This window comes from Funiculus sociatus GB2-C1 (assembly GCF_039962115.1).
In the GTDB taxonomy this organism is placed as follows: Bacteria; Cyanobacteriota; Cyanobacteriia; order Cyanobacteriales; family FACHB-T130; genus Funiculus; species Funiculus sociatus.
The window spans coordinates 83,550-109,301 of sequence record NZ_JAMPKJ010000005.1; the positions used below are offsets into that span (position 1 = coordinate 83,550).

Consider the following 25,752-nt stretch of genomic DNA (forward strand, 5'->3'; position numbering starts at 1 on the left):
TCCCTCATCCTTGATATTGAATGCGGTAAATTCGGTCATTTGCTTCCTCCGTAACTAGCAAACTGCCGTCAGGCAGTACGAGTAAACCCACCGGACGCCCCCAAGTGGTTGCTTGGGCTGGGTTTAGCAGAAACCCGGTGAGAAAGTCTTCATAGTAGCTTTGAGGACGCCCGTTAGAGAAGGGGACGAAGACAACTTTGTATCCCGTGCCTTGGTCGCGGTTCCAAGACCCGCGAAAGGCAACAAATGCACCATTGCGATATTTTTCTGGGAAGGTCTTCCCGTCATAAAACTGCAATCCCAAAGCTGCTGAGTGTGCTTGGAAGAGAACATCGGGCGTTTTTGTTTTCGCTACCAGGTCGGGGCGTTTACTCTTGCCATTGACCACCTGACGCGGGTCGAGGCGATTTGGTGCCAGATAAGCGTAGGGCCAGCCGTAAAATTCTCCTTGTTGGACGCGGGTTAGGTAGTCTGGTACGAGGTCGTCGCCTAGTCCATCGCGTTCGTTGACGGTGGCGTAAAGTTCGCCCGTGGTGGGATGAAAATCAAGTCCGACTGGGTTGCGTAAGCCGGAGGCGAAGGTTTGTTGGTTGGAACCGTCGAGATTCATCACCTGTACTGAGGCGCGTGGCAGTGGTTCTTCATCGGCGTTGGAACGGGAACCAACGGACACGTAAAGCTTTTTGCCGTCGGGTGCGGCTACTACGTTGCGCGTCCAGTGTTGGTTATAGCCGCCTGGGGTGAGGGTGGCGATTTTTTGACCTGTGCCGTTAAGTTGCTGTTGTCCTGGGTTGTAGGGATATCGTCGGACTTCGCCTGTGTTGGCGAGGAAGAAGTTGTTGCCTGCAAAGGTCATGCCAAAGGGTATATTTACCCCGTTTTGTGCAGTAGCAAAGGTTTTGTTGACATCTGCAACGCCATCGCCGTTGGTGTCGCGCAGTAGGCGAATGCGATTTTGTCGAGTTTCGGTTACTAGCACGTCACCGTTAGGGGTGAGGGTAAGCCAACGAGGGGCGTCTAAGCCCTCGGCGAAGACGTTGACTACAAAGCCTTGTGGGACGCGCAGGGTGGGGTTTTGGGGTACTGATACTACGTTGGGCGAGTTGGAGGCGCTGTCGGTGGCGTAGGGTTTGGGTAAGTTGTTGAGGGTGATGCGAATTGGTTGGGGCGTGAGTGGTTGGGTTCGCACCACGTTTTTAGTCTGCGCGGCTTGTTGTGACTGTTGTTTTAGCTGGGGTGTAGTTTGAGGTGGTTGTTCAACTTGTTGAGTTGTCTGGGGGTCGAGGGATGCTTGTGTTGAGTCGCAGGCTGCTGTTGTGGTGAGTATTAGTAGCAGCAACAAAAAATATCGGGATTTCATGTCAACAATTTAGGAACTCTAATTCCAGGGTAGTCATTGCGGCCCGATGCGATCACTTCCCTTACGAACTTGAGCAAAGTGCGATCGCTTCCTCACACCATGCCAGCCAACTCGTCTCGTCGCTAATACCTCTTTTGAGCGTTATGTAGCGAAATTTTGCTTCTGGTGACAAGTCTTGACCATTGTTAAAGTATTGCTGCTCTAAATCTCGATAAACAGCCAATCTTTGCTGGTGTAGTTCGCGGTGATGCTCTAATTCTTCCACTATCACCTGAGGCTCAACCACAGACCCCGCAAATATTTTGACTAATAAATCATCTCTAATCGGGCTAAGTTCGCACGGTTGGGCAATCCACTGTGTCAACTGCTTTTGTCCAAGTTCTGTCACCTGGTACAGCTTTTTATCTGGACGACCTTGTTGGCAAACAATCTCGGCACTCACCCAACCCTCAGTTTCCAGCTTGGACAACTCCCGATAAATCTGCTGCTGGCTTGCCTTCCAGAAAAAGCCCACAGAACTATTGAACTGCTTGGATAGATCGTAGCCACTACAAGATTGCTTAATCAGAGAGGCTAACAGTGCGTGAGCTAAAGCCATAAAAACTAACTTGTTGACATATACAACTAATTGAGTATAAATTAAAGATACATACTCAATTAGTTGAGTATAGTGCAACTAGAACGTGGAGGTATTCCCATGCCAACCGTCTCACGCACTCAGGCGGAAGAACAGCGGCGCATTCTGGAGTGCTAAAAGCACAGCTAGCTGCATAAGTTTTCAATCTATTAGACACAGGAGAAACATCTAATGGTGTTTATTTCAGCTACCCGCTTGCGCGTGCGATCGCCTCTATATTTACCAGCATTTTTGTGGAACAATGTGCTGTCTACATGGCAGATCATCAATACACCTGGGTTTTTAAAGGGTCAACTTCTGCGAGACTCTAACGGAACATTTTGGACGCTGACTGCTTGGGAGGAACAGGCAGCAATGAAGTTTTACCGCAACTCAGGCGCTCACAAAAATGTTATGCCCCGTCTTCAGGACTGGTGTGATGAAGCTTCTGTTGTTCACTGGCAACAGGAAGATAGCAACCTCCCTGAGTGGGGAGATGTTCACCGCCGTATGGTGACAAATGGGCATCCTACCAAACTCTCTAAGCCTTCACCCGCTCACCTTGAGCGAAAAATCCCAGAACCCCAATCATCTAAAGGTTTAGTTTTCAGCCCCAGAAGGAAAAACCCAGAAGCGAGTGTTAGAGGGATTTAGAGAATGCGATCGCGTGGCTGGTTGAGAAGTGCGATCGCGTCTTTTGTAGCACAGATAAAACACAAATTGCTGCCTACTGCTCAGTGCCAATACCGTCGCAAAGATGGCGATCGCTCTCACTCACAGTGGGGTTGGTCTTCAGATAGTCATGCAGCCAATTGCAGCCGCCCACCAGTAGATCATCGAGATCCAAATTCCATAGCTCTAGAGTAGGACAGTGGTTCCAACCCTTCAAGGCTAGCGTTTTGCCGTCCGGGCTGAAACTCAGTTGAAAGATAGGAGCCGTCTCAAAGCTTTTCAGTAAAATACCCTCGCGGCTCCAAAGTTTCACGGTCATGTCAGAACTGGACGAGGCAAGGATTTGACTATCTGGGCTAAAACTCACGTCAAACACACTAGACTGATGCGCTTCTAGAGTGCTCACCAACTTACCGTCACGATGCCAGAGTTGGATGATTTCCTCATCAACAATAGTGGCGATTGTCTGACCATCCGGGCTGACACTCAAGCTAGAGCGCCCACCTAAAGTCTTACGAAAGGTGCTAATGCAATGCCAGAGCTTGAGGGTGTCATCTCCAATAGTGGCGATTGTCTGGCTATCTAGAGTGAAATCTATTTCAGGGAAATCAAGAATTTTAATCAACTTACCGTTACGATCGCGAAGTTTGACGGCGATTTCATCACTAGCGGAGGTAAGAAGCTGACCATCCGGGCTAAAAATTACCCCAGAGACATCCAAGTCCAAAGTTTTGAGCATGGTGCCATCGACCCTCCAAAGTTTTACTGTCCTATCGGCACCAGCCGAGGCAATGGTCTGACTATCTGGGCTGAAACTTACACTCCGGACACAATCGCTATGCCCTATGAGAGTTTTGATTTGTATGCCGCCGCAATCCCAGAGTTGAACTGTGTTGTCAGTAATAGTGAGAATTTTCCGACCATCAGAGCTGAAACTCCCACTATGACCCTCCAAGGTTTTGAGCAACTTGCCATCAGAATGCCAGAGTGTGACGGCGCTACTGGTAGAAACCAGTGTCTTGCTGTCTGGGCTGAAACTCACACTAGAGCCAGAATCAATGTGCCCGTCGAATTTAGTTCTGCGATTTTCCCAGAACCCGATGCTAGTTCTTACTTTGATGCCCCAAAGTCTTAGTCTGCCGTCCCCGCCAGATGAGACCAATGTTTTGCTATCTGGGCTGAAAGTTACTTCAAAGATTTTATCTCTATGCCTCTCAAAGGTTTTGACATGATTGACACCCTTAGACTTTAGCGGAGAGTAGGAACCTGGCTCAAAAACAAAGTCATGCGTCCAGAGTTCCACAACGGAACCACTAGCTACAGCAATCAGTTGACCTTCCGGGCTGAAACTCACACTATCGACTCTAGGGCTATATCCTTGAAGAGTTCTGAGTAGGATGCCGCTACGACTCCAGAGTTTGACAGTGTTATAAAGTTTTCTCGACAAACGAAACATACTGCCGAATCTGTAAGACACTTCACTAGCAGTAGCAATTAGCTGACCGTCAGGACTGAAATTCACGCTAGTGACCTTATCAGGACTCCACTTCCCGTCGCCAATCTCATCAGCATTGTAAAACCTGCTATCGACTCCATTAGGGCTTAGCTTCTCGCTAGTGACCTCTTCATTATGGTCAAGGGTTCTGATTCCCCTGCCATCACGGCTCCAAAGTTTGACTGTGCCGTCATCACTCGCCGAAGCAAGCAGCTCACCGTCGGGACTGAAGCTGACGCTATTGACGCTATCGCTATGTCCCTCTAGGGTTTTGAGAAAGGTGCTGTCGCTTTTCCAGAGCTTCACTGTCTTATCCGCACTCGCCGAAGCAAGCAGCTCACCGTCGAGACTGAAACTGACACTATTGACACTACCGCTATGTCCCTCTAGAGTTCGCCGTAAGGTGCCGTCCCTTCTCCAGAGTTTTACTGTCTTATCCGCACTCGCCGAAGCAATCAACTCACCATCAGGACTGAAACTAACACTATTGACACTACCGCTATGTCCCTCAAAGCGATTTCGCTCTATGATGCCGTCAACTGCATCCAGTAACCCAGTCAGTACCTGAATGCGAGTATCAGCTTTGACAACATCAAAGTTCTGTTTCAGCAGTCTTCCTGCTCTCAGGCTTTCCATAAGTGCATCAAACCTTTTACCTGAGTCATATAGTTCTCGTGAAGATGCACTAAGGGCACGGAGAGTTGCATTGACCTCGCCAATTTCCGCCCGCTTTCGCTCCTGCTCAGACTTTTCGTATAGCTTGTGCCATCGTTGCTCCTCCTGCTCTTGATGCTCTCGGCTTGCTTGGATAAATTCTTTTTCTGCTGAATTGATAACGTCCTCTGGTTTTTTCATCCAGTTTTCAGCTTCTACCAGGAGCGCTCCTCGCAGGAACGCTCCTTCATCCTGTTGGCTTTTTTCCCATGTATTGATTGCAGCCCTTAGCCGTTCTTGCCAAATACGAAACTCGCGGTCAGCCTCCATCCACTGGCGCAAGCGTTCCCATCCCCTAATCAGTGCTTCATGCACAACCTCGACCGTTGCTTCTCCAGTCGTCTCATCGCATCCAGTTACAACCAAACGAGCATCCTGATTGGCTAAATATGTTATTAAGTCCCAGTTGTCTTGTCCCACGTCAGTAAGGGTAGCCAGTCGGCGGGTATCATCTGTTCCTTCACCAGGACGCACCAATTGGGTAAAAATATGCTGTACCCGTTGCTGCTCATCCTCAGTAAGCTTTTGATACACATTCTCGGCATGGTTAGCTAGGGCTTTTTCGACTCCGCCAATCTCCTCGTAGGCAGCATGGGTAAGTTTGCCATCACTTCGTTTTTCCCAAAGTAACTTTAGGGCGAACTCCAACAACGGAAGGCTTCCCGGTTCTCTGCTTACCGTGTCTAGAATGCGTTCAGTCAGCCCCTCTTGAAGCTGCACATCGAGTTTTTGGGTTGGCTTTTCAATTGCATCTTTCAATTCCTGGGGGTTCATCGAGAGGATGAATTCCGGTTTCCACTGCTGCAACTGCTCCCCAAAAGGTGGGTAATCGAGCGCTTGTCCCAAAAAGTCGTCACGTAGGGTAATAAGCAGGGTGAAATTCGGTGTCCGTTTTTGCTCCACTGCTTCGACTGTTGCCACTAATTGATTTATAAACTGCTCACGCTCCTCGGCTACCGGACAAAGGGTGTACAGCTCCTCAAACTGATCAACCACTAAGAGAAAGTGCTGGGCAGAGGGCGTTTTCTGCAAGATGGGTTCCACCACATCCTGTAACGCTAAGTCTCCCTGCTGAAGTGCCTCAGCCTGTTTTCTGACTTCAACCAGCTTATCAGTCTCGGTCATCTTCGGTTCCAGCAGGGGAATGAGCGCCTTAGCCAGATTGTAAAAAGGACGCTTTTCGGGTCTGAAGTCACGGATGAGCCAACCCCTTTTTTGACCCAGCTTCGGGATGAGTCCAGCAAAGACCACTGAGGACTTACCGCTACCAGAACGCCCAATCACGGCAACTAAGGGCTTTTTCCGCACAGCTACCTCTAGCTGCTCAATGAAATTCTCCCGCCCATAGAAAAACAGTGCATCCTCTTTCTGGAACGCATCCAGACCGCGATACGGACAAGGAAGAACAACCTGCGAACGTGACTGAGATAGTTGAGGCAGTTCTGGCGAAGTGCCTTGATCTTGTGTAGGCTGGCTGCTCCATTCTGCATACGAATAGCCAATCAACAGCCGACACAAGCCATCAACAAGCCAAAGCTCAGCAGTGTCTCGTTTTCCTTTCAAAACATTCAAGACCGCTTGGTCTGAAGGGGCATCAGTCCTCAGTTGGATAGGCCAGTGGGTTAAAAATTCCCCAGTTCGGGCACGACTTTTTCCCGGCTTCTTGTACCTGTTCTCAAACGCTTCGAGTAACCTCCGCTGCAAGGCTGAGGACACCTGAACGGGGACGTTCCCCCGCTGCGGTTTGTCGGATTCCGGCGGCTCACCCATAAAGTACCAGACGGTGATTTAAACATTGCTTCTTGCCTTCCAGCCATTCTAACAACAGAGTTTAGGGCTGACTTCCAATTAAGTTGGCTTTAAGTTGGCTTACTCGAAAATTGGCTTTAAGTTGGCATTTGAATTAGGGTTTAAAGTTCCTATTCAAAATCTCAAAAAGTTACAAATTAAACATTCAAGCTTCTACCTGCAAACCAGGATATAAATTGATGGAAATCGTTAAAGATGATTTCACCGAAACTGAGTCATTATACTCAAACCTCCAAGCCGAACAATTGCAACCAGACAATTTCAAGAGCGCTGAGCCATTGGCGAACACTCCCAAAAAATTCAAATGGGATAAGAAAAAGCTGTTTATGATCGGTGAATTCACAGTTGTCAGTTTAGTCGGTTGGCTCGATCCAGCAGTAGGCTTTTGGATTAGTGTAGTTATGCTCGTCTGGCATCTGATTAAAGGCAAAGAGTGAGATATCAATGAGTGCGATCGCACATCCGTTTAGAGTTTTGCTATCGCAACTTGTGTTTTCACTGTTTGCTACAGCACTAAAACACTTGCGCGTGCGGAGGGCGATCGCGTCTGTATTTCCCTATCAACAATTTCACAAGCCGCGATCGCACCCTCTACCTCCCTGCTAGCGATCGCACGCTGGCTTCAGCCTTGAACAAACGCGACAAGCTTACAAGCTGAGTAGGTGCCAAAGAATTTATCCCAGAAAAATGCCCACAAATATTCATCCTATACTTGCATCTGACGAGATTTCAATCCCAGGCAAATCTTTATCGGAGCGAATTGAGCTAGCGAAGCGGGAAAACCTGGCGTTAGAAGTAGCTAACACGGGGAATTTTCCAGTGGAACTGTATCGGCAATGTCAAATTAGCGTTGTGCAAGCTTACGCCCGCGATCGCTACCAACTTCAAGAAGCTTTTCGCGTCCAAGAAACTGCTTCAGCGACTCGCGCTTGGCTGAACCCACCGAAACTGATAAGGTTCACCTTTTGACCCCCACACTTGATTTCCTGCGGCATCAAAAGCGCGATCTAATGTGTCCATTCCAGTAGAATGCAACACAATTCGGTTTGTTACCTTGACAGCGCCTTTGTAGTCGCTGGGACAACCCGCCTCTGGTGTCTCGCCAATGTATTTTTCACCGTCAGGTTTTAAAAATACGCTGCATTTAGCAGTACCAATATCGTTTAATCTGACAACACGTTTTGCTTCGGGTTTGCTACATAGACCAATTAAAGCTTCTGGTGTTGGTGGTTTAAATGATTGCGATTCTACGCTTTGGTTATCAGCACTGGGGGCAATTTTTAGGAATCTCTGCCGATATGGTTTAGCAAGATTCTGGGACATGGCTTGTTCTTGGTAGAGGAAAACTACCTTGGGATTTTTTTTAGTATTTTCTACGCTGACTTTGCAGGTAGTCATTCTCACATTTGGGGCTTTGGGATTGGCTTGCGCTTGTGCAGACGTGTCCATTACTCCGACTAAATGCGACACTACTTCCCCAACTTGTTGCTGCATTGGTATCGATTGGATATTCGGTGCTGGACGCGAATAAGCCACAGTGCTAGTTGAGGAAAAAAGAGCGATCGCTATCAAATTTCTAATACTTGTATTCTTCACAATAGTCTCCCAGTGCTAATCAAAAACATAACGTTCGGCAACGCGCCAGTAGCGAGAAAAGCGTTTAAGGTCAATATATCCGTCGTATTTCACAAATGGCTCAACAGGTAACACTTCGATAACCAGCGATTCCTCAATTTTGTCGCAAATGTGGTCAAATCGCGGGCTGGGACTTTCTGCTGTAACGACTCCATCGGCATTGTGTTCCTTGGCAAAAGCGATAACTTCAGCAGCGACATCACCCCGCCGAATCGTTACTGGCAGTTCTAGCAGACACTCATAAATAAAAGTAATCCGCTTCAGACTCAGCTGCCACTCTTCGATCAAAGCATCATCCCAAACCCATATTGCAGGGCTTTCGGGGTATGCTTGCAATGCGGGATTTTCAGGACTTAAACACTCTCCATGCACCCAAATTATCGGCTGTTTCATTAATTCAAAACTCAAAACTTGCTAACGACGCTTCTTTCCGCGCTGAAAACTTCGGCTACCGCCACTGCGATCGCTACCTTCAGCTTTGGGAAACAGTCGCTGCTCTAATTCTTCATAACTGCCCTCAAAATCGCAATTACCGTAAAGCGGACATTCACGGCAATAAACGCCCTCTGTGTAGCGTTCTAAATTCTCCCGGTTGAAGAAATAAGCCTTGTGGCTGAAGGTGCTGGCAACCCACTGCCATGATAAATTGTTGCTGGCAGGATCGCCATCTAGCAAGTGTTGCAGAAACCATTTTGCCCCGGTTTGCCAACGGATGCGCCGCCAGTGGACAAGATATGCTGCTAACCACATTCTGCCGTGGTTGTGCAGGTAGCCGGAGGAGTGCAAATCGCGGCTAAAGCTGTCAATACAGACCATACCTGTGCTACCTTTGTCAACATCTTCCGGTAACTTTTCGGCATAATCTTGGGCTGTGTAGCCTGTCTTGTATGGCTCCTGGTCTTTCCAGATGTCGTTTCCCAGTTTGGCATAGAGTCGCTGCCAATAGTCGCGCCAGCCGAGTTCGTTGATGAGTTTTTCGGCATCGGCTTGGTTCTGGACTTTGCCCAGGATGGCATCCCGCACTTCTGCCAAGCTCAAGACGCCGTAGCGGAGATAAGGTGAAAGGCGGGTGACTGTCCCGGTGAAAAAGTTGCGGCTTTTGGCGTAACTGGGAGGATCTACTTTGCTCAGTGCGGCTTCGGCGGCTTTACGTCCTCCGAGAATAGTGCTGATATGGCGATCGCGTTCGGCGGCGGCGGGGAATTGTTCGCCCAGGTAGGCGAGCAATTCGTCGCGGCTGGCAAATTCTCGCCGCATATCTCGATGGTTTGGGGTGGCGTTCATATAAAGAGCGATCGCGCAGACTTAATAAAGTTTAACAGGCGACCTGCTGCTGGCGGAAAGCAAAAACCTCTTTTCAAGAGAGAAAATGGTTTTTTGGAAGAAACAAAAGTACCAGAACTATCGGTCTCGCGAACTACCAGGGAAAGGCGAATCTTCAGGCAACAACGGGGCTGTTATTTGTTGTCGTTCTAAAAATTGACTCAAAGCATAAGCCATATCACCACGACTCATAGGATTTAAAGGGTAAATGTTGCCTTGTTCATCAGTGTTTATAAACCGCTCATAAATTGCAGTTGCCATTGATTTTTTAGCCCAATCAGGTATATTTCCTGCATCTGGATGTTGGGCAATAATTGTTTGCACAGTTTCATCATTAAACTGAAATACACCGTGAGCTTGGGCAAGGATGGAAAAGGCTTCGGCACGATTGATTTTTTGATTTGGGAAAAACATATTTTTCCGATAGCCTTTCATAATGCCAGTTTTTAAAACTGTCTGAATATCTTTATATGCCCAGTGCGAAGCCGGAACATCTTGAACTTCAACAACTCCTGGTTTATCAGCACCTTCACGCTTATCAAGGTTAAAGGTTTTAACTAAAATTGAAGCAAGTTCGGCACGGCTGATAATTTGTTCAGCATAAAAATTGCCATTTGGATAGTTAGTCATCAATTTGGCAGCAATAACTCGCTCAACGGGGTCAGATGGTAGTTCTGATGGTTGTGTTTGTTGAGCATTCACAGTTGCGGGAAAATATTGCAGAAGTGCTAATAAGGAAAGAGTGCTGAAGACGCGACGCATGATGAAAATCCTTTTTAAGGTTACTATTACTGTACAAAAAATATATCCGGATACTCATCCCCCAGTCGGGTTAATCAAAGTAGAGTAGGGGCGCAGTTTTAAGTTTCCCCCTATGTAAAGAGAAGATGAAGGCTTTGGCTTTGTTCCGGCGGAGTTGGTCGAAAGCGATCGCTTCCCGTTTTCAGTTTTTTAGAGCAACATAGTTATATAAAATCGTCGTCATACCATTATGAACAGCTTTCCAGATTTTTCTACCTACGGTTACAAAATTGAAAGCGAACTAGGACACAATCGTGCTGGTGGTCGCGTCACCTATCTGGCAAGAAGTACCCCGCCTTACCAAGAGGAGGTGCAGGTTGTAATTAAACAATTTCAGTTTGCCCAATCAGGGGCAAATTGGGCAGATTTTGAGGCTTATCAGCGAGAAATTCAAGTGTTGCAAAGCCTCTCCTCTCCTGGTCTCCCGCAGTATCTCGATTCCTTTCAAACTCCCAGTGGTTTCTGCATGGTGCAGGAATACAAACCCGCACCTTCTTTAGCCTCACCTCGTTGCTGGACACTTGACGAAATAAAGCAAATTGCCCTCTCACTATTAGATATTTTAATTTATCTGCAAAATCAAACGCCTCCCGTTATTCATCGGGATATTAAACCTGAAAATATCTTAGTAGGAATTGACGAGGAAATTAAGGTTTACCTAGTGGATTTTGGCTTTGCTCGTATCGGTGGCGGCGAAGTTGCTGTGAGTAGTGTTGTTAAAGGCACTTTGGGATTTATGCCACCAGAACAAATGTTTAATCGTCAGCTGACGGAAGCATCCGATCTGTACAGTTTAGGTGCAACATTGATTTGTTTACTTACTAACACTCCATCAGCGAAAATTGGTAACTTAATCGATGCGTCTTATCGGATTAATTTTAAACATTTGGTGCCTCAGATAAATCAGCATCTTTTTGACTGGTTGCAAAAAATGGTGGCACCAGATTTTAAAGAACGCTATCCTAACGCAGCCGCAGCCAAAGCAGCATTAAAGCCAATTGATGTTAATCGCAGTTATAAGCGACGGAACTTGGAAATTAAGGCTGTTGCACTTTCCAGCCTTAGCTTAGTTGGTTTGGGGATTTTTGCTTTGATGATGGCACCAAGCTTTAACTTAAACGCACCGGAAATCAAGACAGTTCAATCGACTTTATCAGTTGATTTTTTGGCAAAGTTTAGCCATGCTTTCGATGATAAATATAAAGTATTAAATAAAGATATTTCAATCTCAAAAAATAATAAGCGAATTTATTTTTATGTCAACTTTAAGTTAATTGATAAAGAATACGATTGTTTATGTCAAGTTTTTAGTAGTACGGGGCGCATGGTTTATGCGGCTCAATCGACTCTTACGGCTGAAGAAAATAGTTTGAGTACGGGGTGTTTTTATGATTTTGATAAAAATGTTGACAAGCCGGGTGATTTGACTTTTGTGTTCTCCCTAGATGGGCAAAAAGTGGTGAAGGAGAATATTACTGTTTTAGCTGAATAATGTCGATAGGTTATGCCAAACTGCCAGAATTGTTAACTTCTTTGGAGATACTGGGTTTCAAACGCGATCGCTGTGTAATAATTACAAGCCTCTAATGAGCTAGTTCTCAACTAGGTATAGTTTACCTACTTTGCTCGTGTGAATCACATCAAAAATTGGCATTCCGATTGCGGGACTTGTGAACTAGGATCAGAAGGGGCAACTTTGATCATTTGTCCCTTGTTTGCTGAGTGATGCAATCCGTAGCGGTTGCATAAAATAGTTGAAATGAGCGTTCGTTCTCACACACATGAGTAACTTCCCAAACTTGTCTAGCCACGGTTATCAGGTAGTCCGACAATTGGGACAAAACCGCGCCGGAGGTCGAGTAACTTATCTGGCTGCAAATCTGAAAACCCGTCAACCCGTAGTTATTAAGCATTTTCAATTCGCCCAAACAGATGCCAGTTGGTCAGAATACGACAATTATCAGCGTGAAATTCAAGTGCTACAAGGGCTAAAACACCCCAGCATTCCCCGTTACCTCGATTCTTTCCAAACGCCAAATGGCTTTTGCATGGTGCAAGAGTATAAAAAGGCACCATCATTAGCAGTACCACGCAGTTTTGACCCCGATGAAATTAAAAAGATTGCTGTTTCTCTATTAGAAATTCTGGTTTACCTGCAAAATCGCATTCCCACTGTTATTCATCGGGATATTAAACCAGAAAATATCTTAGTCGATGAGAAAATTAATGTGTTTCTGGTGGATTTTGGTTTAGCTAGAATTGGTGATGGTGAAGTGACGATGAGTAGCGTGGCAAAAGGAACTTTAGGTTTCATGCCGCCAGAGCAATTATTTCATCGCCATCTTACCGAAGCTTCAGATTTATACAGTTTGGGAGCAACGCTGATTTGCTTGCTGACTGGAATAAAATCTACAGCAATTGGTGAGTTAATTGATGAAGATTATCGCATCAATTTTAAGCATCTTGTTCCTAAACTTAGCTTGCGGTGGATTGAGTGGCTGCAAAAGATGGTGGAAATTAAACCAAAAGACCGCTATTCTAATGCTGCTGCTGCCTTGGAAGCGCTGAAACCTATTTACGTGATGCGTGTACCAGAAGTTAAGCTGAGTCAATCGGGTTTGGAATTCAAGGCAAAAAAATTAGGTGAAAGGGTAACTCAAAGTATCGCGATAACTAACTCGATTCCCGATACGGTACTTGAGGGTAATTGGGAAGTTGCACCACACGAAAGCGACCCACCGCATACCCCAGAGGAACACAGTTGGATTTCTTTTGATTTAGACAAGTTTGAAAGCAATCAATCTAATTGCAAAATTAAGGTTAATACCAGCAGATTGATGGCGAATAAAACTTATGAGCGACAGGTTTTATTACACACTAATTCTTTGCCAGAAACTCACGCTGTAACTGTTAAAGTTCAGACCGCACCGATTCCTATTGCTACAAAAAAACTCCCTTATATTTTTATAGCCTCGCTGGTTGCACTTGCTTTAGCAGGGGCTTGGGTGGAGGCGGAAGCTTGGAGTGGAGTTGTTGCTGATAGTGGTTCTATGGGTGTGGTAATGGCGACGTTTGTTACTTTGTTCGTCGCTGTGTTTGGGGTTGCGGCTGCGGTTGCGGCGACGGCTGCTGCTGCTGTTGCATCTAAACTTCTTGCCAAGAATAAAATTAAGTTTGCGGCTCTTGATGCAGTTGTGGCTTTGTTTGTGACTGGAATTGTGGCTTTATTTGTCACTGGTTTTGGCGAACAGTTTAGGGGAGCTTCTGAGACTATTGCTGGGTTTGGCGCGGTAGATTTGGGTATGTTTATAACTGGTTTGGGAGCTGCAAGTTTGGCAGCAATTTGCTTAAAAAGAGGATTCAGTAACAGTCTGGCTGTGGGAGTTTCGCTGTTAGCAACTGCGTTAGGTATGAGTTTAGGAATTGGGTTGCAAATAGGCTTGTTAAATCCTTTTGTGATGTTGGCTGTTTTGGCAGTTGGTTTACCTTTGGGAACAATGCTTTTTTACCCGCCTTTTGAGCGTGCCAGGTTGATTTCTAACTATCGCAAGTTTGAGCAGCATTTGATTAAGTCGTAGGGGAAAAAACGCCACTCCTGTTTGCAGCTACCGTGTATACAGAGGTCTTGGGTCTAGAGTTTGGGGTTGTAGATCCCGCTAAATCCCCCTTTTTAAGAAGGACTTTGACTCTGATTTCCCCCCTTTTCAAGGGGGGTCAGGGGGGATCGAAAACTCTAATTGCTAACCAACCAAAACCATTTCTGTATACACGGTAGTGCTGTTAACGGGGAGGGTTAGAGAGGGGTTATTTCTCGCTGACGGCTGATACTTTGGTTCGCTGTTGCTGACGCTGCTGAATTTGTTCTAAGCTGCCTGTGGGAATGGCGGCAATTAACTGGCGGGTGTATTCCTGTTTCGGTTCGAGGTAGAGGCTTTCAGATGAACCAATTTCTTCGATTTTGCCTTTGTTCATTACCATAATGCGATCGCTCATAAATTTCACCACACTCAAGTCGTGAGAAATGAAAATATAAGTTAGCCCAAATTCGCTCTGTAATTCTTTAAGCAAATTCAGCACTTGCGCTTGTACGGATACATCTAGCGCTGATACAGATTCGTCGCAAATTATGAACTTGGGATTTAGTGCCAAAGCACGAGCAATGCACACCCGCTGGCGTTGTCCGCCAGAAAACTCGTGAGGGTAACGGTTCATCAAGATAGGATTTAAACCTACGCGCTCTAACAGATAAGTTGCGCGATCGCGGCATTCTTTTTTTGTCTTCGCATAGCCATGAATGCGTAGCGGCTCTATCACAGCTTCTCCGATTTTCATGCGTGGATCGAGGGAGCTATATGGGTTCTGGAAGATAATCTGCATTTCCCGCCGCAATAGCCGCAGATACTTTCCAGAGAGTTTGGTGATGTCTTGATTTTCAAATATCACCTGACCGCTCATTGGCTCAATCAAGCGTAGTAAGGTACGTGCTAAGGTACTTTTGCCACAACCCGATTCTCCTACCAATCCCAGCGTTTCACCGGGAAAAACATCAAAAGAGACATTATTCACCGCCATCATATAGCGTTGGGTTTGACCAAACATCCCTTTTATTGGAAAACCTACTTGCAAGTCGCGGACTTGTAAAATTGGGGTTTCCGTTGGTGGTTCATCGTTATTAACTATGAACGAGGAAGCATGACCCATTCTGATTGATTGTTCGGGGTTCGTTGTTAATGGTTCATTACGCACTATGAAAGATGAACTTTGACCTACTATTGTTGATGGGTCATTCCTATTAACGATTAAAGGAGAACCTTGAGCAGTTGTTGTTAATGATTCGTTATTATCAACTATTTCCCTATTAACCGTTTTTTCCCGAATCTCGATTTCGCCGCTGGAGGTAGTCACAACTTCCATGAAGTCAGAGACGGTGGGGAGATATTGCACGCGGCGATTCAGGCTGGGGCGACAAGCTAACAAACCTTTGGTATAAGGATGTTGGGGATTGGAAAAAATCTGCTCAACTGTTCCGTACTCAACAATTTTGCCCTGATACATCACGGCTACAGTGTCAGCAATTTCCGCAATTACGCCCAAGTCGTGGGCGATAAACATCATCGACATTCCACGGGCATCGCGCAATTCTCGCAGTAAGTCCAGAATTGTTGCCTGTACTGTCACATCTAGGGCTGTTGTCGGTTCGTCAGCAATTAGTATTGCTGGGTTACAGGAAATGGCCATTGCAATCATGATCCGCTGCAATTGACCGCCGGAGAGTTCGTGGGGATAGCGATCCAATATTGCCAGTTTTTGCTGATTGATGTGGCGATTAACTTCCGCTTCGCTTAACGCTTCATTTGCTTCTAAATAGCGTTTTCTCAACTCCTCATCGCTGGGGAGTAACTTAACTTCTTGCAGGTGCGCGATCGCTTGTCTTTTTGCCTCCTTTTCGGAAATATCTTGATGCTGACGGATTGCCTCGACTAGCTGATACCCACAGGTAAAAACTGGGTTTAAGGAACTCATCGGTTCCTGAAAAATCATGGAAATCTGACCACCGCGATACGAACGCAGTTCTTCGGGTGTCAGATTTAGCAGATTAACTTTTTCTTTGCTATTCGCTTTTGAGTTTTTAAACCAAATTTCGCCGCCTTTTATCTTCCCTGGACTTGGCACCAGACCCATAACTGCGAGGGAAGTCACCGATTTTCCCGACCCCGACTCTCCTACAATTCCCAGTGTTTGCCCACCCTCCAGTTTGAAGGAAATACCATCAACTGCCAAAATTTGCTTTTCGTCAGTTGCAAATTGAACTTGCAGGTTGCGAACGTCTAGAACGGTGTCACTCATGGTACTCAAGGTTTGAAAATTAACTGCATCTTAACAATTCATTCCATCTTGGGGAAATAGTTCTCAATGTTTCTGTAATCAAAGATGCGATCGCGATCGCCAATGCACCTATAAACCTGTCTGGCGCTACCTGAAGAAAGTTCCTCAAAAGCATTTACTGTATGGGACGCGAACCATCAGGGCATTTTATTTCTGATGAACCGCTGCTGGGAGCAGTGGGCATAGCCGGAGGCGAAGTTGAGGGTTTAATTGTCTCGCAAATAGTTGCAATTGTAGTGGCTTTACCGTTACTTTTTGTGACGAACACAACCCCCGTGTAGCTAGGAAGTTTAGAATCCTTGGCTTGGGCGGTTATCATCACGCTTTCTTTCTCATTACCTGGTGATGCAAGCCGATAAGTGTAATACGCGCTTCCTGGCTCAGTTCCCAGTCCTGTCTCTTCAAATTCTGTTGCAAATTTACCTTGTTCTCGATAATAAACCTGCTGCGCTTTGTTCATCATCCCGATATACAGCTTGGCTTCGCTTTGCGGTCTGGGAAGTTGATTATCAGCTGCATTTTTCTTTTCAGTTTCTAGGTCAATTACTTGAGTGTTGGCGGGCAATGTTGTTGTCTGAGAAACCTTCTCGAAAACTGTTGCCTCAGAACTAAAAGCAGTAGGTCTAGATTGTCCAGCTTTGCGACCTTCTAACTCTACGCGCAGCTGATTTTTATCGGTAAACTCAAAGATGCTTTTAATGCTTTCTTCTTCGGTAAAAACTAGGTCAATTTGTCCGGGTTTCGCGGTGGAATTAATTTGATACTTAATTCCTAAAGCTACAGGAGGGGCTTCGGGTGCGCCTTCGGGTGCAGGAAATAAAATAAATAATTTTCCTTCCGGTGCGAAAATAAATGTAACCAAATCTCCCGATTCTGGATCTTTAGTTTGCCATTGCCCCAAAAGCTGCTGTTTAGCAGCGTCTGTTTGTGGTGCAGGTTTAGTTTGAGCAATGAAGGTGGGAATTGTGGCTTGGGTACTTACCGATATAGCTAGAGTGCTGCCCATTGCTATCAGTACGCTGGATGCAACAAACAAGCCCTTAACTGGAACGTTAAAGTAAATCATTATGTTTTGGCAATTCCTTAATAATTTTTTGGGAATATTTTAAGGTTTTTTCGTTACTTTTGGGAGTTCAGTATTTATAAGTAGCACATAAATTAGTATATTTTATTTTTTTGATATTGTTTTACCACAGGATAAACGAGCGTAGTTTGGTTTATTGGAACCAAATCCAACCTTCTGAAGGATTTGTTAGGTAACACTTGCGTCGCCTGGTTTCAACCGACAACTGTGTAAATCGCAACAAGAGAAAAATTCACCGCCTGATGGCTACAGGCGGTGAGGATTTGATGGCGTTCTACAACTCAGGTAATCTAGATATCTAGATCGGCGAGGTTAAGGCGAGAACCGTAGGTTTCGATGAATTCGCGGCGGGGTGCGACGCGATCGCCCATTAAGACGGTAAAGATGCGATCGGCTTCAGCAGCGTCTTCAATTTCCACCCGTTTGAGGGTGCGAGTTTCCGGGTTCATGGTAGTATCCCACAACTGTTGCGGCATCATTTCACCCAAGCCTTTGAATCGCTGGATGGTGTAATTAGCATTGGCGGGGAACTCGTTTTGCACCAGGTTGTTGAGTTCGCGATCGCTATAGCAATAGTAATGATTGCGTCCCCGTTCTACCTTATATAGTGGAGGACAAGCGATATAGATGTAACCCTGCTCAATCAGCGCCCGTTGATAACGATAGAAGAACGTCAATAACAGCGTCCGAATGTGCGCCCCATCTACGTCAGCGTCAGTCATAATCACGATGCAGTGATAGCGCAGCTGAGAAGCATCGAACTCCTCACCCTTGACACCCAACCCCAGTGCAGTAATCAGCGCCTGGATTTCGGTGTTTTTGTAGATTTTGGCATCGTCGGTTTTCTCGATGTTGAGAATTTTACCGCGCAATGGGAGTATAGCTTGGTTGCGTCTGTCGCGTCCTTGTTTGGCACTTCCTCCGGCTGAGTCCCCTTCTACGATGTAAATTTCAGATTCTGAGGGATCTCGCGTACTGCAATCGGCTAATTTACCCGGTAAAGGAGAAGATTCCAAAACCGATTTGCGGCGCACTAATTCTCGTGCGTGACGCGCTGCTTCGGCGGCTTTGAAAGCTTGAATCGCTTTTTCCAGAATCGCATCGCCAACGTTTGGACGAAACTCTAAATATTCTGTTAGAACTTCGCCTACCAGAGAATCAACGATTCCCCGAACTTCGGTGTTACCGAGTTTGGTTTTAGTTTGTCCTTCAAATTCCGGATCGGGGACTTTGACGGAGATCACGCCCGTTAAACCTTCGCGGACATTCTCTCCGCCGAGGTTCGGTTCATTTTCTTTGATTTTGTTGCGCTTGCGAGCGATCGCATTCAATGTCCGAGTCAACACCGCCTTCAACCCTTCCAGGTGAGTACCGCCGTCAACTGTGCGAATATTATTTGCAAACCCCAGCAGAGTGTCTGTATAAGCATCAACGCACCACTGCAACGCCACCTCTACCTGCACATTGTTGCGTTCGCCGGATACATAGATAATTTCTTCGTGGAGAGCCTGCTTATCGCTATTCATATAGGCGATATACTCTTTAATACCTCCCTCGTAGCAGTAGGTTTCTACTCTGGGCTCTCCACCCTTAACCAATTCCAGGCGGTTGTCAGTAAAGGTGATTTTGACACCCGCATTTAAGTAAGCAAGCTCCCGCAGACGGCTCGCCAAGGTGGTGTAATCAAACTCAATGCCAGTAGTCACAAAAATCTGCGAATCTGGCTTGAAACTAATTGAGGTGCCTGTTTTGGCTTCTTTAATTGGCTTGGCTTTCAGTTCTGTGACAGGAATACCGCGCTCAAAGCGCATGGTATGCTCCCGCTTCTCCCGCCAAACGGTCACGTCTACCCACTCGGACAAGGCATTCACTACTGAAATACCGACACCATGCAAACCACCAGAAACCTTGTAGCCGCCACCACCAAACTTACCTCCGGCGTGCAGCACTGTCATCACCGTTTCTAAGGCTGATTTGCCAGTGGTAGGATGAGTATCTGTGGGAATGCCTCGCCCGTCGTCTGTAACTGTGACAGAACCATCGGCGTTGATGTCTATCTCAATATGAGTGCAGTAGCCAGCCAGAGCCTCATCAACCGAGTTGTCCACTACCTCGTAAACTAGATGGTGAAGTCCACGGGGTCCAGTGGAACCGATGTACATCCCCGGTCGTTTCCGGACTGGTTCTAAACCTTCCAGAACTTGAATCTGATCGGCACTGTAACTGCTCGTCATGAAAAGGATTCTCCAATAATGGCTTGGAACCCTACCGGGACTCCAAAAAGGGAAAAACACTCCGAAATTGTAACATAAAAGCTTTCAAAGCGGCTGTAGGTCAATATAAAGAGCGATTTGTCTAGGGGATATACCCATGAATAACCGGGTAAAGTTAGAGGCGAGGAGTTAGATGCTCATCGTAATCTGTGGTGCAACGGCAACGGGTAAGTCTGGGCTAGGTTTGGCTTTGGCGCAGCGGCTGGGTTCGGCGATTCTCAGTGCTGATTCGCGTCAAGTGTACCGCGAATTTGATATTGGGACAGCTAAGCCAAGTGAGACGGATAAAAAGTTGGTGCCACACTACTTAATTGATATCTGCGATCCCACGGAAACGTTAACTGTGGCAGATTACCAGCAGCAGGCGCAAGCTTTGATTGCTTGTGTACCTGCTCCTTTGGTAATGGTTGGAGGTACTGGACTTTACATCAATTCTGTGGTTAAGGGGTTAAAGATTCCCAGGGTGGCACCGCATAAGGAATTGCGATCGCAACTTTCCTCTCTCGGTCAAACTCAACTTTACGCCTTTGTGCAACAAGTCGATCCAGCCGCGGCAAAGAAAATTCATCCCAACGATCCTGTGCGGACGTTACGTGCCTTAGAAGTATATTATGTGACTGGTCGTGCCATCTCCGAGCAGCAAGGAGAGAACCCACCCGATTATCCCATTTTGCAAATTGGGTTAGATTGCGATCGCTCTGATCTCACCCGCCGCATTGAACAGCGCACAGAACAAATGTTAGCGGCTGGTTGGGAAGCAGAAGTAAAAGCCTTGTGTCAAAAATACAGTTTTGATTTGCCTCTGCTGAATACGTTGGGATATCGAGAAATGAAGCAATATTTGGCTGGGGAAATTTCTTTGAATGAAGCAAAACAATTAACAGTTTTGCACACTTCCCAATTTGCTAAGCGACAGCGCACTTGGTTTAAGGCATATCCTCAGATTGAATGGTTTGATGCAGAGTCTCCCGATTTATTAGAGCAAGTATGGCAGCGAGTGCAAGATTTTCTCAAGAATCTGCATAGTTTTAATCCCTAATAAAGATTAAATTTTTATTGGTAGAAATTCCTGCGAAATTATACCCTTTCCTCTACCGACCATTTTGGGCTATACCTTTTGTAAGTGGGATAAGATGATATCGTGGATGTCTGTCGCCTCTAGGGTAGCTGGCAGCAGATTGGTATTATTAGTAATAATTAATGGCGCATCGTCAGGAGAATTAGGAAGTCGCCCATGAGAACCTTTCACTAATGAAGCATCTAAGGAAATGACATCTAACAAAGTGCGAAAGCCCAGCTTCTTCTTAAGTAATATTCCAGCTATCTTCAACTGAGGAAACTTAATAGAAGGGTCGATAAATAACTCCGCTGGGTCGTAGCCCGGCTTGCGGTGAATATCTACATTGCGGGCAAAATCTGGTGCTTTGGTGTCGTCCAACCAGTAATAGTATGTGAACCAAGAATCAGGAGCAGCAATAGCTACTAATTCACCAGAGCGAGGATGATTTAGATGGTAATTTGCCTTCTCTTTTTCGCCTAAAACTAATTCCACACCTGGCACTTCTTCGATTAAATTCCGCACTTGTGAAACTTTGTCTTTGTCGTTTATATAGATGTGAGCCACTTGGTGATCTGCGACGGCGAAAGCAATACTGGCTCCTGCATCCAGTAACTCTAATCCCAACTCTTCCCTCACTGCAAGATAGCCATTTTCCCGCAATATTCGGTTTAATGAGACGGCTTTATTTACGGGTGTTATTCCATATTCAGAAAGAACTATTACTTGCGATCCGCGAGATTCGTAAAACTGGATTAAGTCCTTGCATACGTCGTCTACCTCTTTTAAATCAGTTGCGAGCGCTTGCTCATCAGTACCCAGCCGCTGCAAGTTGTAATCTAAGTGCGGAATATAAATTAAAGTTAATGTGGGAGCATACATCTGCTCTACAACCTTAGCTGACTCGGCGATCCACTGACTGGAACGGATAGACGTTTTTGGGCCCCAAAACTCGAATAAAGGAAAAGTACCGAGACGATCTTGAAGATGCGATCGCAACTCGGCAGGTTGAGTATAAATATCCGGAATTTTTCTGCCGTCAGCCGGATACATCGGTCGTGGTGTCACCGAAATATTTGCTGAAGAGTACATGTTGTACCACCAGAAGAGATTAGCACAGGTGAATGTCGGGTCAAGCGATCGCGCCGTTTCCCACACTTTCGGAGCCTGAATTAATTTGTTAGACTGTCGCCAAAATTTTATTTCACACTCGTCTCGAAAGTACCAACCATTACCAACAATTCCATGTTCATTAGGCCATTTTCCAGTTAAGTAAGTCGCCTGAACCGAACAAGTTACAGCAGGCAATGCTGGTTTAATCGGAACCACTTGTCCTTGTGCCGCCCATTCTGATAAAAACGGTGTATGTTTTCCTAATAAACTGGGCGTTAATCCCACGACATTGAGAACAACTGTTTTCTGCATTATTTTTATTGATTATTAGTTATCTGAAATTTAAGCGATCGCGTTGATAAAGAGCTTCATGCCCTACCCTTGTTTAGTAACCAGAGACCAAGAAAATCCAAACTTTTATTGCTTCCCTCTTGGGATATTTAAAAATAACAGAATCAAACTTTTATTGCTCCCCGTTTACTGAGAGTGTCTTGAGGCGAGCTTCTTACAAACAGGTTTGATATTATTACTCAAGAACTAATAGAAGTTAGCAAGTAACAACTGTTGCTAACACCCATTCATACTCTCTCTGGATAGATGTTAATAAATCCATCTTCATCTCGGATGGCAACACATCCCAAGTGTAAGTTTCAATCTCCAACTGCTTACAGGTGGAGTTTTCTTGCAGCAGATCCAGAACAGTCACAATATCGTCTTGAGTAGACTGTAATATTTGATAATCGCGGATAAAAATTGGGACGTGAAAGTGAGTTCGCCACTCCTCGGCGGATGATTGCTTGAGGTACGGTAAAGCAGTTGCTAAGTCAGGATAGTGATGCAAAGTTCCATCACCATTCCGCTCTATAACTTGGTGCAGATAGGTAGATTCTGCAAAAGGATGCAACCGTTCAATTAGCAAGTTCTGTTCCTGAATAGTAGAAGGCAACGCCACCTGAATTGCGGCGCTTAGCTGAATCTTGCCAATTTGAATTCCCGCCGCTTTGAAACTTTTAAAAACTGATATTGGATCTTCATATTCCACCGCGAAATGACAGGTGTCATAGCAAACGCGCAGGTGTTCAAACAACTTCGCCTCGGCTAATTCCTGCGAAATATCCAAGTGTTTTGCTAACCACGCTCCTCCGATTGGTAATAACCAATTTTGGAAGAAATCAATTACTTCGGCAGCATTTTCAATTAATCCATCCGGTTCCGGTTCCAAATCCAAATGCAGCAGTTTCCCTGTTTCTTCCCGGATGCGTACCATTTCGGCAGCAGCTAAAGCTAAGTTTAAACTGCTGTTTTTGAAGACTGCATCGCAGCTTATTTTGTCTTCTACCCACCACGGTTTATAAGATAACGGCAATGTAGAAATTCCGCCGTCAATTTCTTCTGGTAATAAGGCTGCCAGAATTTTCGTCAAGCGGATTGTATAATCTAACCGTTCCTTCTTTGACCAATCTGGAGCATAAACTTGGTCTTTTACAACTTGCCGGTGAAATCCCCCGTAAGGAAATCCATTTAAGGTAAACACGTATAAATTTTGTTGATTCAGCCATATTTGAAACTGAGCTAAAGTATCTTCTTCCAGCAGTTCCCGTGCTGCTATATCTGATAACCGTAACCCAATACCGAATGGTTTCCCTGGTGCCAATCTTGCTTGGAGATTTGGAACATATTTTTTTAGGTTGGCGAAGACTTCGCTCCAGTTTTCGCCTGGATGAATGTTTGTGCAATAAGTTAAGTGAAAGCTGCTGTTCCCAATTTTCATGCTTACGTTCCCTACTATCGAATGGCACTGAACTTAAGCCCTAAACTTTAGTTTAGACTAAAAGCTAAAACCCGCTGGAACGGGTTCAGAGCTTAAGTAAGCTTTGAACCCGAAATTTATTTCGAGGCTCCTAAATCAGTGCCATTCTTCGCTACTATCGAATGACACCTAACTTGATAAGGTAAGTTGGGTGAACGGTACTCAACCCAAACTACAAGTTACTGTCTGCTTAGCTTTATCAAGCTGTTTCAGGATAGAAACGGCTTGCATATATAAAGAGATATCCACTTCGTGAACCTCAATTCCCTGCCCAATTCCTTGCAGCAGCATTAGGGTTAATTCACCGCCCAAATGTTCCCGAAACTCGGTTAGTCCCCGGAATAAGCATCGGGAATTTCCTGGCTGTGTTGGAGCTAGTTCCGGCACATAAAGCGTAAAACCCAATACCTTGAGTGTATTTATTATCTGCTGCCAGTGCGACGCGGGAAGCAGTCCAGCTAGATAAGAATAGGTGCTATCTAGTGCAATTCCAATCGCTACTGCTTCGCCATGACGCAGGCTGTAATTTGTCAAATGCTCTAGCCTGTGAGCCGCCCAGTGGCCGAAATCTAGGGGACGCGATGAACCCATTTCAAAGGGATCGCCGCTGGTGGCAATATGTTGTAAGTGTAACTGGGCGCAGCGATAGATTAGCTGTTGCATGATGTCCATATCGCGACAAGCGATCGCTTGTGCGTGTGTCTGGATAAACTCAAAGAATTTCCTATCTTTAATCAGTGCAACTTTGACCGCCTCAGCAACACCGGAACGCCAGTCTCGCTCGTTCAAAGTAGTCAGAAAATCAAAGTCATTCAAGACAGCATGAGGAGGTGCAAAAGTACCGAGAAAGTTCTTTTTTCCAAAGGCATTAATTCCGTTTTTTACTCCGACTCCGGAATCATTTTGTGCCAATACTGTTGTAGGAATTCGGATTAATCGAATGCCTCTGTGAGCAGTCGCTGCGGCATATCCTACCATATCTAGCATGGCTCCTCCCCCAATCGCCAAGATGTACGAATGGCGACATAAGCCAGCTGAATCAATAAGTTTGTGAATTTGCTCTAGCAACATTGGTTCGTTTTTAGCTGCTTCTCCCCCAAGAACTATCATCGGCTCAAGCATGAGCGTTAGGATGTCTCTATAATGCTCGCTATACGCTGCTAATTTACCTAACAGCCCCCGATGAAACCGCAATAACCCTCCATCTACAACTGCTATTACTTTCTTTGGTTCCGCGTCTCCTTCGGATGCGATCGCTTGTGCAAGTAAAGGATTGTTCAATTCAAACAAACCTTTGGTAAAGTGAACGTTATAGCGAAAGGTAACGGGGACACATTGATGAATCGGTTCCAGATTCAAATCAGTCTTTTGCTTGATGCCAATTGTCATATTTTTGTTTTTTAAATTACCGCGAACAATCGTACTTACCACAAAGAATTCACTTTCAACGTTTCCGGAAGTGCAGCGCGTTCCAAAGTTTGAAGAAACACCTCTACCGACTGAGAACCATTGACGTTGATTTTGTTATTGAAGATGAAGAAAGGCACGCTGTTGATACCGCTACGTCGCGCAGATGTCGCATCAGCCATAACCTCATCTAAGGCAGCATCACTGCTTAAAAGGCTGCGTAATTGTGTAGCATCTATGCCAGCAGCTTTGCCCACAGAAACAAGGGTTTCGATGTCTCCGATGTTTAACCCTTCTTCAAAGTAAGCTTTGTAAATTGCTTCAACTACAGCATTTTTACTTTTTGTTGGGGAAAGTGCGATCATCTGATGGGAAAGCGTTGTATTAACAGCCAAAGATATTTTGTTGAAATCTAGTTTTACGCCAGATGCCTCACCTCTTTGCTTAGTGTAGTCAAACAGGCGTTTCAATTCTTCGGGTTCCATGCCTTTCCTCGCTTTCATAAAGGCGCGAAACTCAACTCCTTGAGGGGGAATTGTGTCGTCTAGCAAGAAGGGATGCCACCGAATCTTTATCGCTTCGTATTGCCATTTTTCAAGGGCATCGAAGAGATGTTTTTTGCCAATATAGCACCAAGGGCAGGCGGTATCGTGAAAAATTTCAATGAGCATATGGCAATCTGGTTTTATTTTTGAAG

General features: G+C 45.6%; 22 protein-coding genes. 7 read left to right on the plus strand and 15 right to left on the minus strand.

The window, feature by feature from the left end; translation table 11 throughout:
* Nucleotides 1-4: 4 nt before the first annotated feature.
* Complete coding sequence (locus NDI42_RS04195) at nt 5-1,360, minus strand: PQQ-dependent sugar dehydrogenase (RefSeq protein ID WP_190452825.1); 1,356 nt, start codon at nt 1,358-1,360, stop codon at nt 5-7.
* Nucleotides 1,361-1,421: 61 nt separating this feature from the next.
* Nucleotides 1,422-1,958 carry a PadR family transcriptional regulator gene (locus tag NDI42_RS04200; RefSeq protein WP_190452827.1) on the minus strand — a complete coding sequence of 179 codons (537 nt, stop codon included), beginning with the start codon at nt 1,956-1,958 and terminating at the stop codon, nt 1,422-1,424.
* Nucleotides 1,959-2,168: 210 nt separating this feature from the next.
* Between NDI42_RS04200 and NDI42_RS04205 the strand changes: the two genes are divergently transcribed.
* Nucleotides 2,169-2,630 carry a putative quinol monooxygenase gene (locus NDI42_RS04205; protein ID WP_190452829.1) on the plus strand — a complete coding sequence of 154 codons (462 nt, stop codon included), beginning with the start codon at nt 2,169-2,171 and terminating at the stop codon, nt 2,628-2,630.
* A gap of 73 nt (nt 2,631-2,703) precedes the next feature.
* Here NDI42_RS04205 and NDI42_RS04210 read toward each other — a convergent pair whose 3' ends face one another.
* Complete coding sequence (locus NDI42_RS04210) at nt 2,704-6,627, minus strand: WD40 repeat domain-containing protein (RefSeq protein ID WP_190452831.1); 3,924 nt, start codon at nt 6,625-6,627, stop codon at nt 2,704-2,706.
* Between the two features lie 218 nt (nt 6,628-6,845).
* Between NDI42_RS04210 and NDI42_RS04215 the strand changes: the two genes are divergently transcribed.
* The 3 genes from NDI42_RS04215 (at nt 6,846) to NDI42_RS04225 (ending at nt 7,635) form a co-directional block, all read left to right on the plus strand.
* On the plus strand, nt 6,846-7,103 hold the full coding sequence (locus NDI42_RS04215) for a hypothetical protein (RefSeq protein ID WP_190452833.1): 258 nt from the start codon (nt 6,846-6,848) through the stop codon (nt 7,101-7,103).
* A gap of 7 nt (nt 7,104-7,110) precedes the next feature.
* On the plus strand, nt 7,111-7,272 hold the full coding sequence (locus NDI42_RS04220; protein WP_190452836.1) for a hypothetical protein: 162 nt from the start codon (nt 7,111-7,113) through the stop codon (nt 7,270-7,272).
* 81 nt (nt 7,273-7,353) lie between these two features.
* Nucleotides 7,354-7,635: a hypothetical protein gene (locus NDI42_RS04225; RefSeq protein WP_190452838.1), complete on the plus strand. Its 282-nt coding sequence runs from the start codon at nt 7,354-7,356 to the stop codon at nt 7,633-7,635.
* Here the strand turns inward: NDI42_RS04225 and NDI42_RS04230 are convergent.
* The 4 genes from NDI42_RS04230 to NDI42_RS04245 all read right to left on the minus strand — a co-directional run bounded on the left by NDI42_RS04230 (nt 7,582) and on the right by NDI42_RS04245 (nt 10,386).
* Complete coding sequence (locus NDI42_RS04230) at nt 7,582-8,262, minus strand: chromophore lyase CpcT/CpeT (protein WP_199311053.1); 681 nt, start codon at nt 8,260-8,262, stop codon at nt 7,582-7,584. The two genes, NDI42_RS04225 and NDI42_RS04230, sit on opposite strands and share 54 nt — an antisense overlap.
* A gap of 15 nt (nt 8,263-8,277) precedes the next feature.
* Nucleotides 8,278-8,694: a hypothetical protein gene (locus NDI42_RS04235; protein ID WP_190452840.1), complete on the minus strand. Its 417-nt coding sequence runs from the start codon at nt 8,692-8,694 to the stop codon at nt 8,278-8,280.
* A gap of 21 nt (nt 8,695-8,715) precedes the next feature.
* Nucleotides 8,716-9,558, minus strand: a complete 843-nt coding sequence (locus tag NDI42_RS04240) for an FAD-binding domain-containing protein (protein WP_190452922.1) — start codon at nt 9,556-9,558, stop codon at nt 8,716-8,718.
* 144 nt (nt 9,559-9,702) lie between these two features.
* Complete coding sequence (locus NDI42_RS04245) at nt 9,703-10,386, minus strand: S-layer homology domain-containing protein (RefSeq protein ID WP_190452842.1); 684 nt, start codon at nt 10,384-10,386, stop codon at nt 9,703-9,705.
* A 229-nt stretch (nt 10,387-10,615) separates the two neighbouring features.
* On the opposite strand from NDI42_RS04245, the gene NDI42_RS04250 reads away from it, so the two are divergent.
* Together NDI42_RS04250 and NDI42_RS04255 are read left to right on the plus strand one after the other, a co-directional pair.
* The gene (locus tag NDI42_RS04250) at nt 10,616-11,917 is read left to right on the plus strand and encodes a serine/threonine protein kinase (RefSeq protein WP_190452844.1); all 1,302 of its coding nucleotides are present in this window, start codon (nt 10,616-10,618) and stop codon (nt 11,915-11,917) included.
* A gap of 289 nt (nt 11,918-12,206) precedes the next feature.
* Nucleotides 12,207-14,003, plus strand: coding sequence for a serine/threonine protein kinase (locus tag NDI42_RS04255; RefSeq protein ID WP_190452846.1), 1,797 nt, complete (start codon nt 12,207-12,209; stop codon nt 14,001-14,003).
* A 226-nt stretch (nt 14,004-14,229) separates the two neighbouring features.
* Here NDI42_RS04255 and NDI42_RS04260 read toward each other — a convergent pair whose 3' ends face one another.
* From NDI42_RS04260 to gyrB, 4 genes are all read right to left on the minus strand, one after another.
* On the minus strand, nt 14,230-16,272 hold the full coding sequence (locus NDI42_RS04260) for an ABC transporter ATP-binding protein (RefSeq protein ID WP_190452848.1): 2,043 nt from the start codon (nt 16,270-16,272) through the stop codon (nt 14,230-14,232).
* Between the two features lie 19 nt (nt 16,273-16,291).
* Nucleotides 16,292-16,420, minus strand: a complete 129-nt coding sequence (locus NDI42_RS04265) for a hypothetical protein (protein WP_348231367.1) — start codon at nt 16,418-16,420, stop codon at nt 16,292-16,294.
* Between the two features lie 6 nt (nt 16,421-16,426).
* Nucleotides 16,427-17,377 (minus strand): type IV pilin-like G/H family protein, encoded by a 951-nt coding sequence (locus tag NDI42_RS04270; RefSeq protein ID WP_190452849.1) that lies wholly within the window; start codon nt 17,375-17,377, stop codon nt 16,427-16,429.
* 308 nt (nt 17,378-17,685) lie between these two features.
* Entirely contained in the window at nt 17,686-19,629 is a 1,944-nt protein-coding gene (gene gyrB, locus NDI42_RS04275; RefSeq protein ID WP_190452851.1) for a DNA topoisomerase (ATP-hydrolyzing) subunit B, read from the minus strand.
* 172 nt (nt 19,630-19,801) lie between these two features.
* Here gyrB and miaA point away from each other — a divergent pair, with 172 nt between their 5' ends.
* Complete coding sequence (gene miaA, locus NDI42_RS04280; RefSeq protein ID WP_190452853.1) at nt 19,802-20,707, plus strand: tRNA (adenosine(37)-N6)-dimethylallyltransferase MiaA; 906 nt, start codon at nt 19,802-19,804, stop codon at nt 20,705-20,707.
* A 69-nt stretch (nt 20,708-20,776) separates the two neighbouring features.
* On the opposite strand, the gene NDI42_RS04285 is transcribed toward miaA, so the two are convergent.
* The 4 genes from NDI42_RS04285 to NDI42_RS04300 all read right to left on the minus strand — a co-directional run bounded on the left by NDI42_RS04285 (nt 20,777) and on the right by NDI42_RS04300 (nt 25,726).
* Nucleotides 20,777-22,150 carry an alkaline phosphatase family protein gene (locus NDI42_RS04285; protein WP_190452855.1) on the minus strand — a complete coding sequence of 458 codons (1,374 nt, stop codon included), beginning with the start codon at nt 22,148-22,150 and terminating at the stop codon, nt 20,777-20,779.
* 235 nt (nt 22,151-22,385) lie between these two features.
* Nucleotides 22,386-23,609: a metabolite traffic protein EboE gene (gene eboE / locus NDI42_RS04290; RefSeq protein ID WP_190452856.1), complete on the minus strand. Its 1,224-nt coding sequence runs from the start codon at nt 23,607-23,609 to the stop codon at nt 22,386-22,388.
* Between the two features lie 201 nt (nt 23,610-23,810).
* Complete coding sequence (locus NDI42_RS04295) at nt 23,811-25,037, minus strand: 3-dehydroquinate synthase (protein WP_190452859.1); 1,227 nt, start codon at nt 25,035-25,037, stop codon at nt 23,811-23,813.
* A gap of 35 nt (nt 25,038-25,072) precedes the next feature.
* The gene (locus tag NDI42_RS04300; RefSeq protein ID WP_190452861.1) at nt 25,073-25,726 is read right to left on the minus strand and encodes a DsbA family oxidoreductase; all 654 of its coding nucleotides are present in this window, start codon (nt 25,724-25,726) and stop codon (nt 25,073-25,075) included.
* Nucleotides 25,727-25,752: the final 26 nt, after the last annotated feature.

Excerpts from the sequence above, each read along its gene's own strand:
- NDI42_RS04200 (WP_190452827.1), bottom strand. The coding sequence starts at position 1,958 with ATGGCTTTAGCTCACGCACTGTTAGCCTCTCTGATTAAGCAATCTTGT.
- NDI42_RS04240 (WP_190452922.1), bottom strand. The coding sequence starts at position 9,558 with ATGCGGCGAGAATTTGCCAGCCGCGACGAATTGCTCGCCTACCTGGGC.
- NDI42_RS04255 (WP_190452846.1), top strand. The coding sequence starts at position 12,207 with ATGAGTAACTTCCCAAACTTGTCTAGCCACGGTTATCAGGTAGTCCGA.
- miaA (WP_190452853.1), top strand. The coding sequence starts at position 19,802 with ATGCTCATCGTAATCTGTGGTGCAACGGCAACGGGTAAGTCTGGGCTA.
- NDI42_RS04220 (WP_190452836.1), top strand. The coding sequence starts at position 7,111 with ATGAGTGCGATCGCACATCCGTTTAGAGTTTTGCTATCGCAACTTGTG.
- NDI42_RS04205 (WP_190452829.1), top strand. The coding sequence starts at position 2,169 with ATGGTGTTTATTTCAGCTACCCGCTTGCGCGTGCGATCGCCTCTATAT.
- NDI42_RS04270 (WP_190452849.1), bottom strand. The coding sequence starts at position 17,377 with ATGATTTACTTTAACGTTCCAGTTAAGGGCTTGTTTGTTGCATCCAGC.
- NDI42_RS04300 (WP_190452861.1), bottom strand. The coding sequence starts at position 25,726 with ATGCTCATTGAAATTTTTCACGATACCGCCTGCCCTTGGTGCTATATT.
- NDI42_RS04245 (WP_190452842.1), bottom strand. The coding sequence starts at position 10,386 with ATGCGTCGCGTCTTCAGCACTCTTTCCTTATTAGCACTTCTGCAATAT.
- NDI42_RS04295 (WP_190452859.1), bottom strand. The coding sequence starts at position 25,037 with ATGACAATTGGCATCAAGCAAAAGACTGATTTGAATCTGGAACCGATT.
- gyrB (WP_190452851.1), bottom strand. The coding sequence starts at position 19,629 with ATGACGAGCAGTTACAGTGCCGATCAGATTCAAGTTCTGGAAGGTTTA.
- NDI42_RS04285 (WP_190452855.1), bottom strand. The coding sequence starts at position 22,150 with ATGCAGAAAACAGTTGTTCTCAATGTCGTGGGATTAACGCCCAGTTTA.
- NDI42_RS04225 (WP_190452838.1), top strand. The coding sequence starts at position 7,354 with ATGCCCACAAATATTCATCCTATACTTGCATCTGACGAGATTTCAATC.
- NDI42_RS04215 (WP_190452833.1), top strand. The coding sequence starts at position 6,846 with ATGGAAATCGTTAAAGATGATTTCACCGAAACTGAGTCATTATACTCA.
- eboE (WP_190452856.1), bottom strand. The coding sequence starts at position 23,609 with ATGAAAATTGGGAACAGCAGCTTTCACTTAACTTATTGCACAAACATT.
- NDI42_RS04250 (WP_190452844.1), top strand. The coding sequence starts at position 10,616 with ATGAACAGCTTTCCAGATTTTTCTACCTACGGTTACAAAATTGAAAGC.
- NDI42_RS04195 (WP_190452825.1), bottom strand. The coding sequence starts at position 1,360 with ATGAAATCCCGATATTTTTTGTTGCTGCTACTAATACTCACCACAACA.
- NDI42_RS04260 (WP_190452848.1), bottom strand. The coding sequence starts at position 16,272 with ATGAGTGACACCGTTCTAGACGTTCGCAACCTGCAAGTTCAATTTGCA.
- NDI42_RS04235 (WP_190452840.1), bottom strand. The coding sequence starts at position 8,694 with ATGAAACAGCCGATAATTTGGGTGCATGGAGAGTGTTTAAGTCCTGAA.
- NDI42_RS04210 (WP_190452831.1), bottom strand. The coding sequence starts at position 6,627 with ATGGGTGAGCCGCCGGAATCCGACAAACCGCAGCGGGGGAACGTCCCC.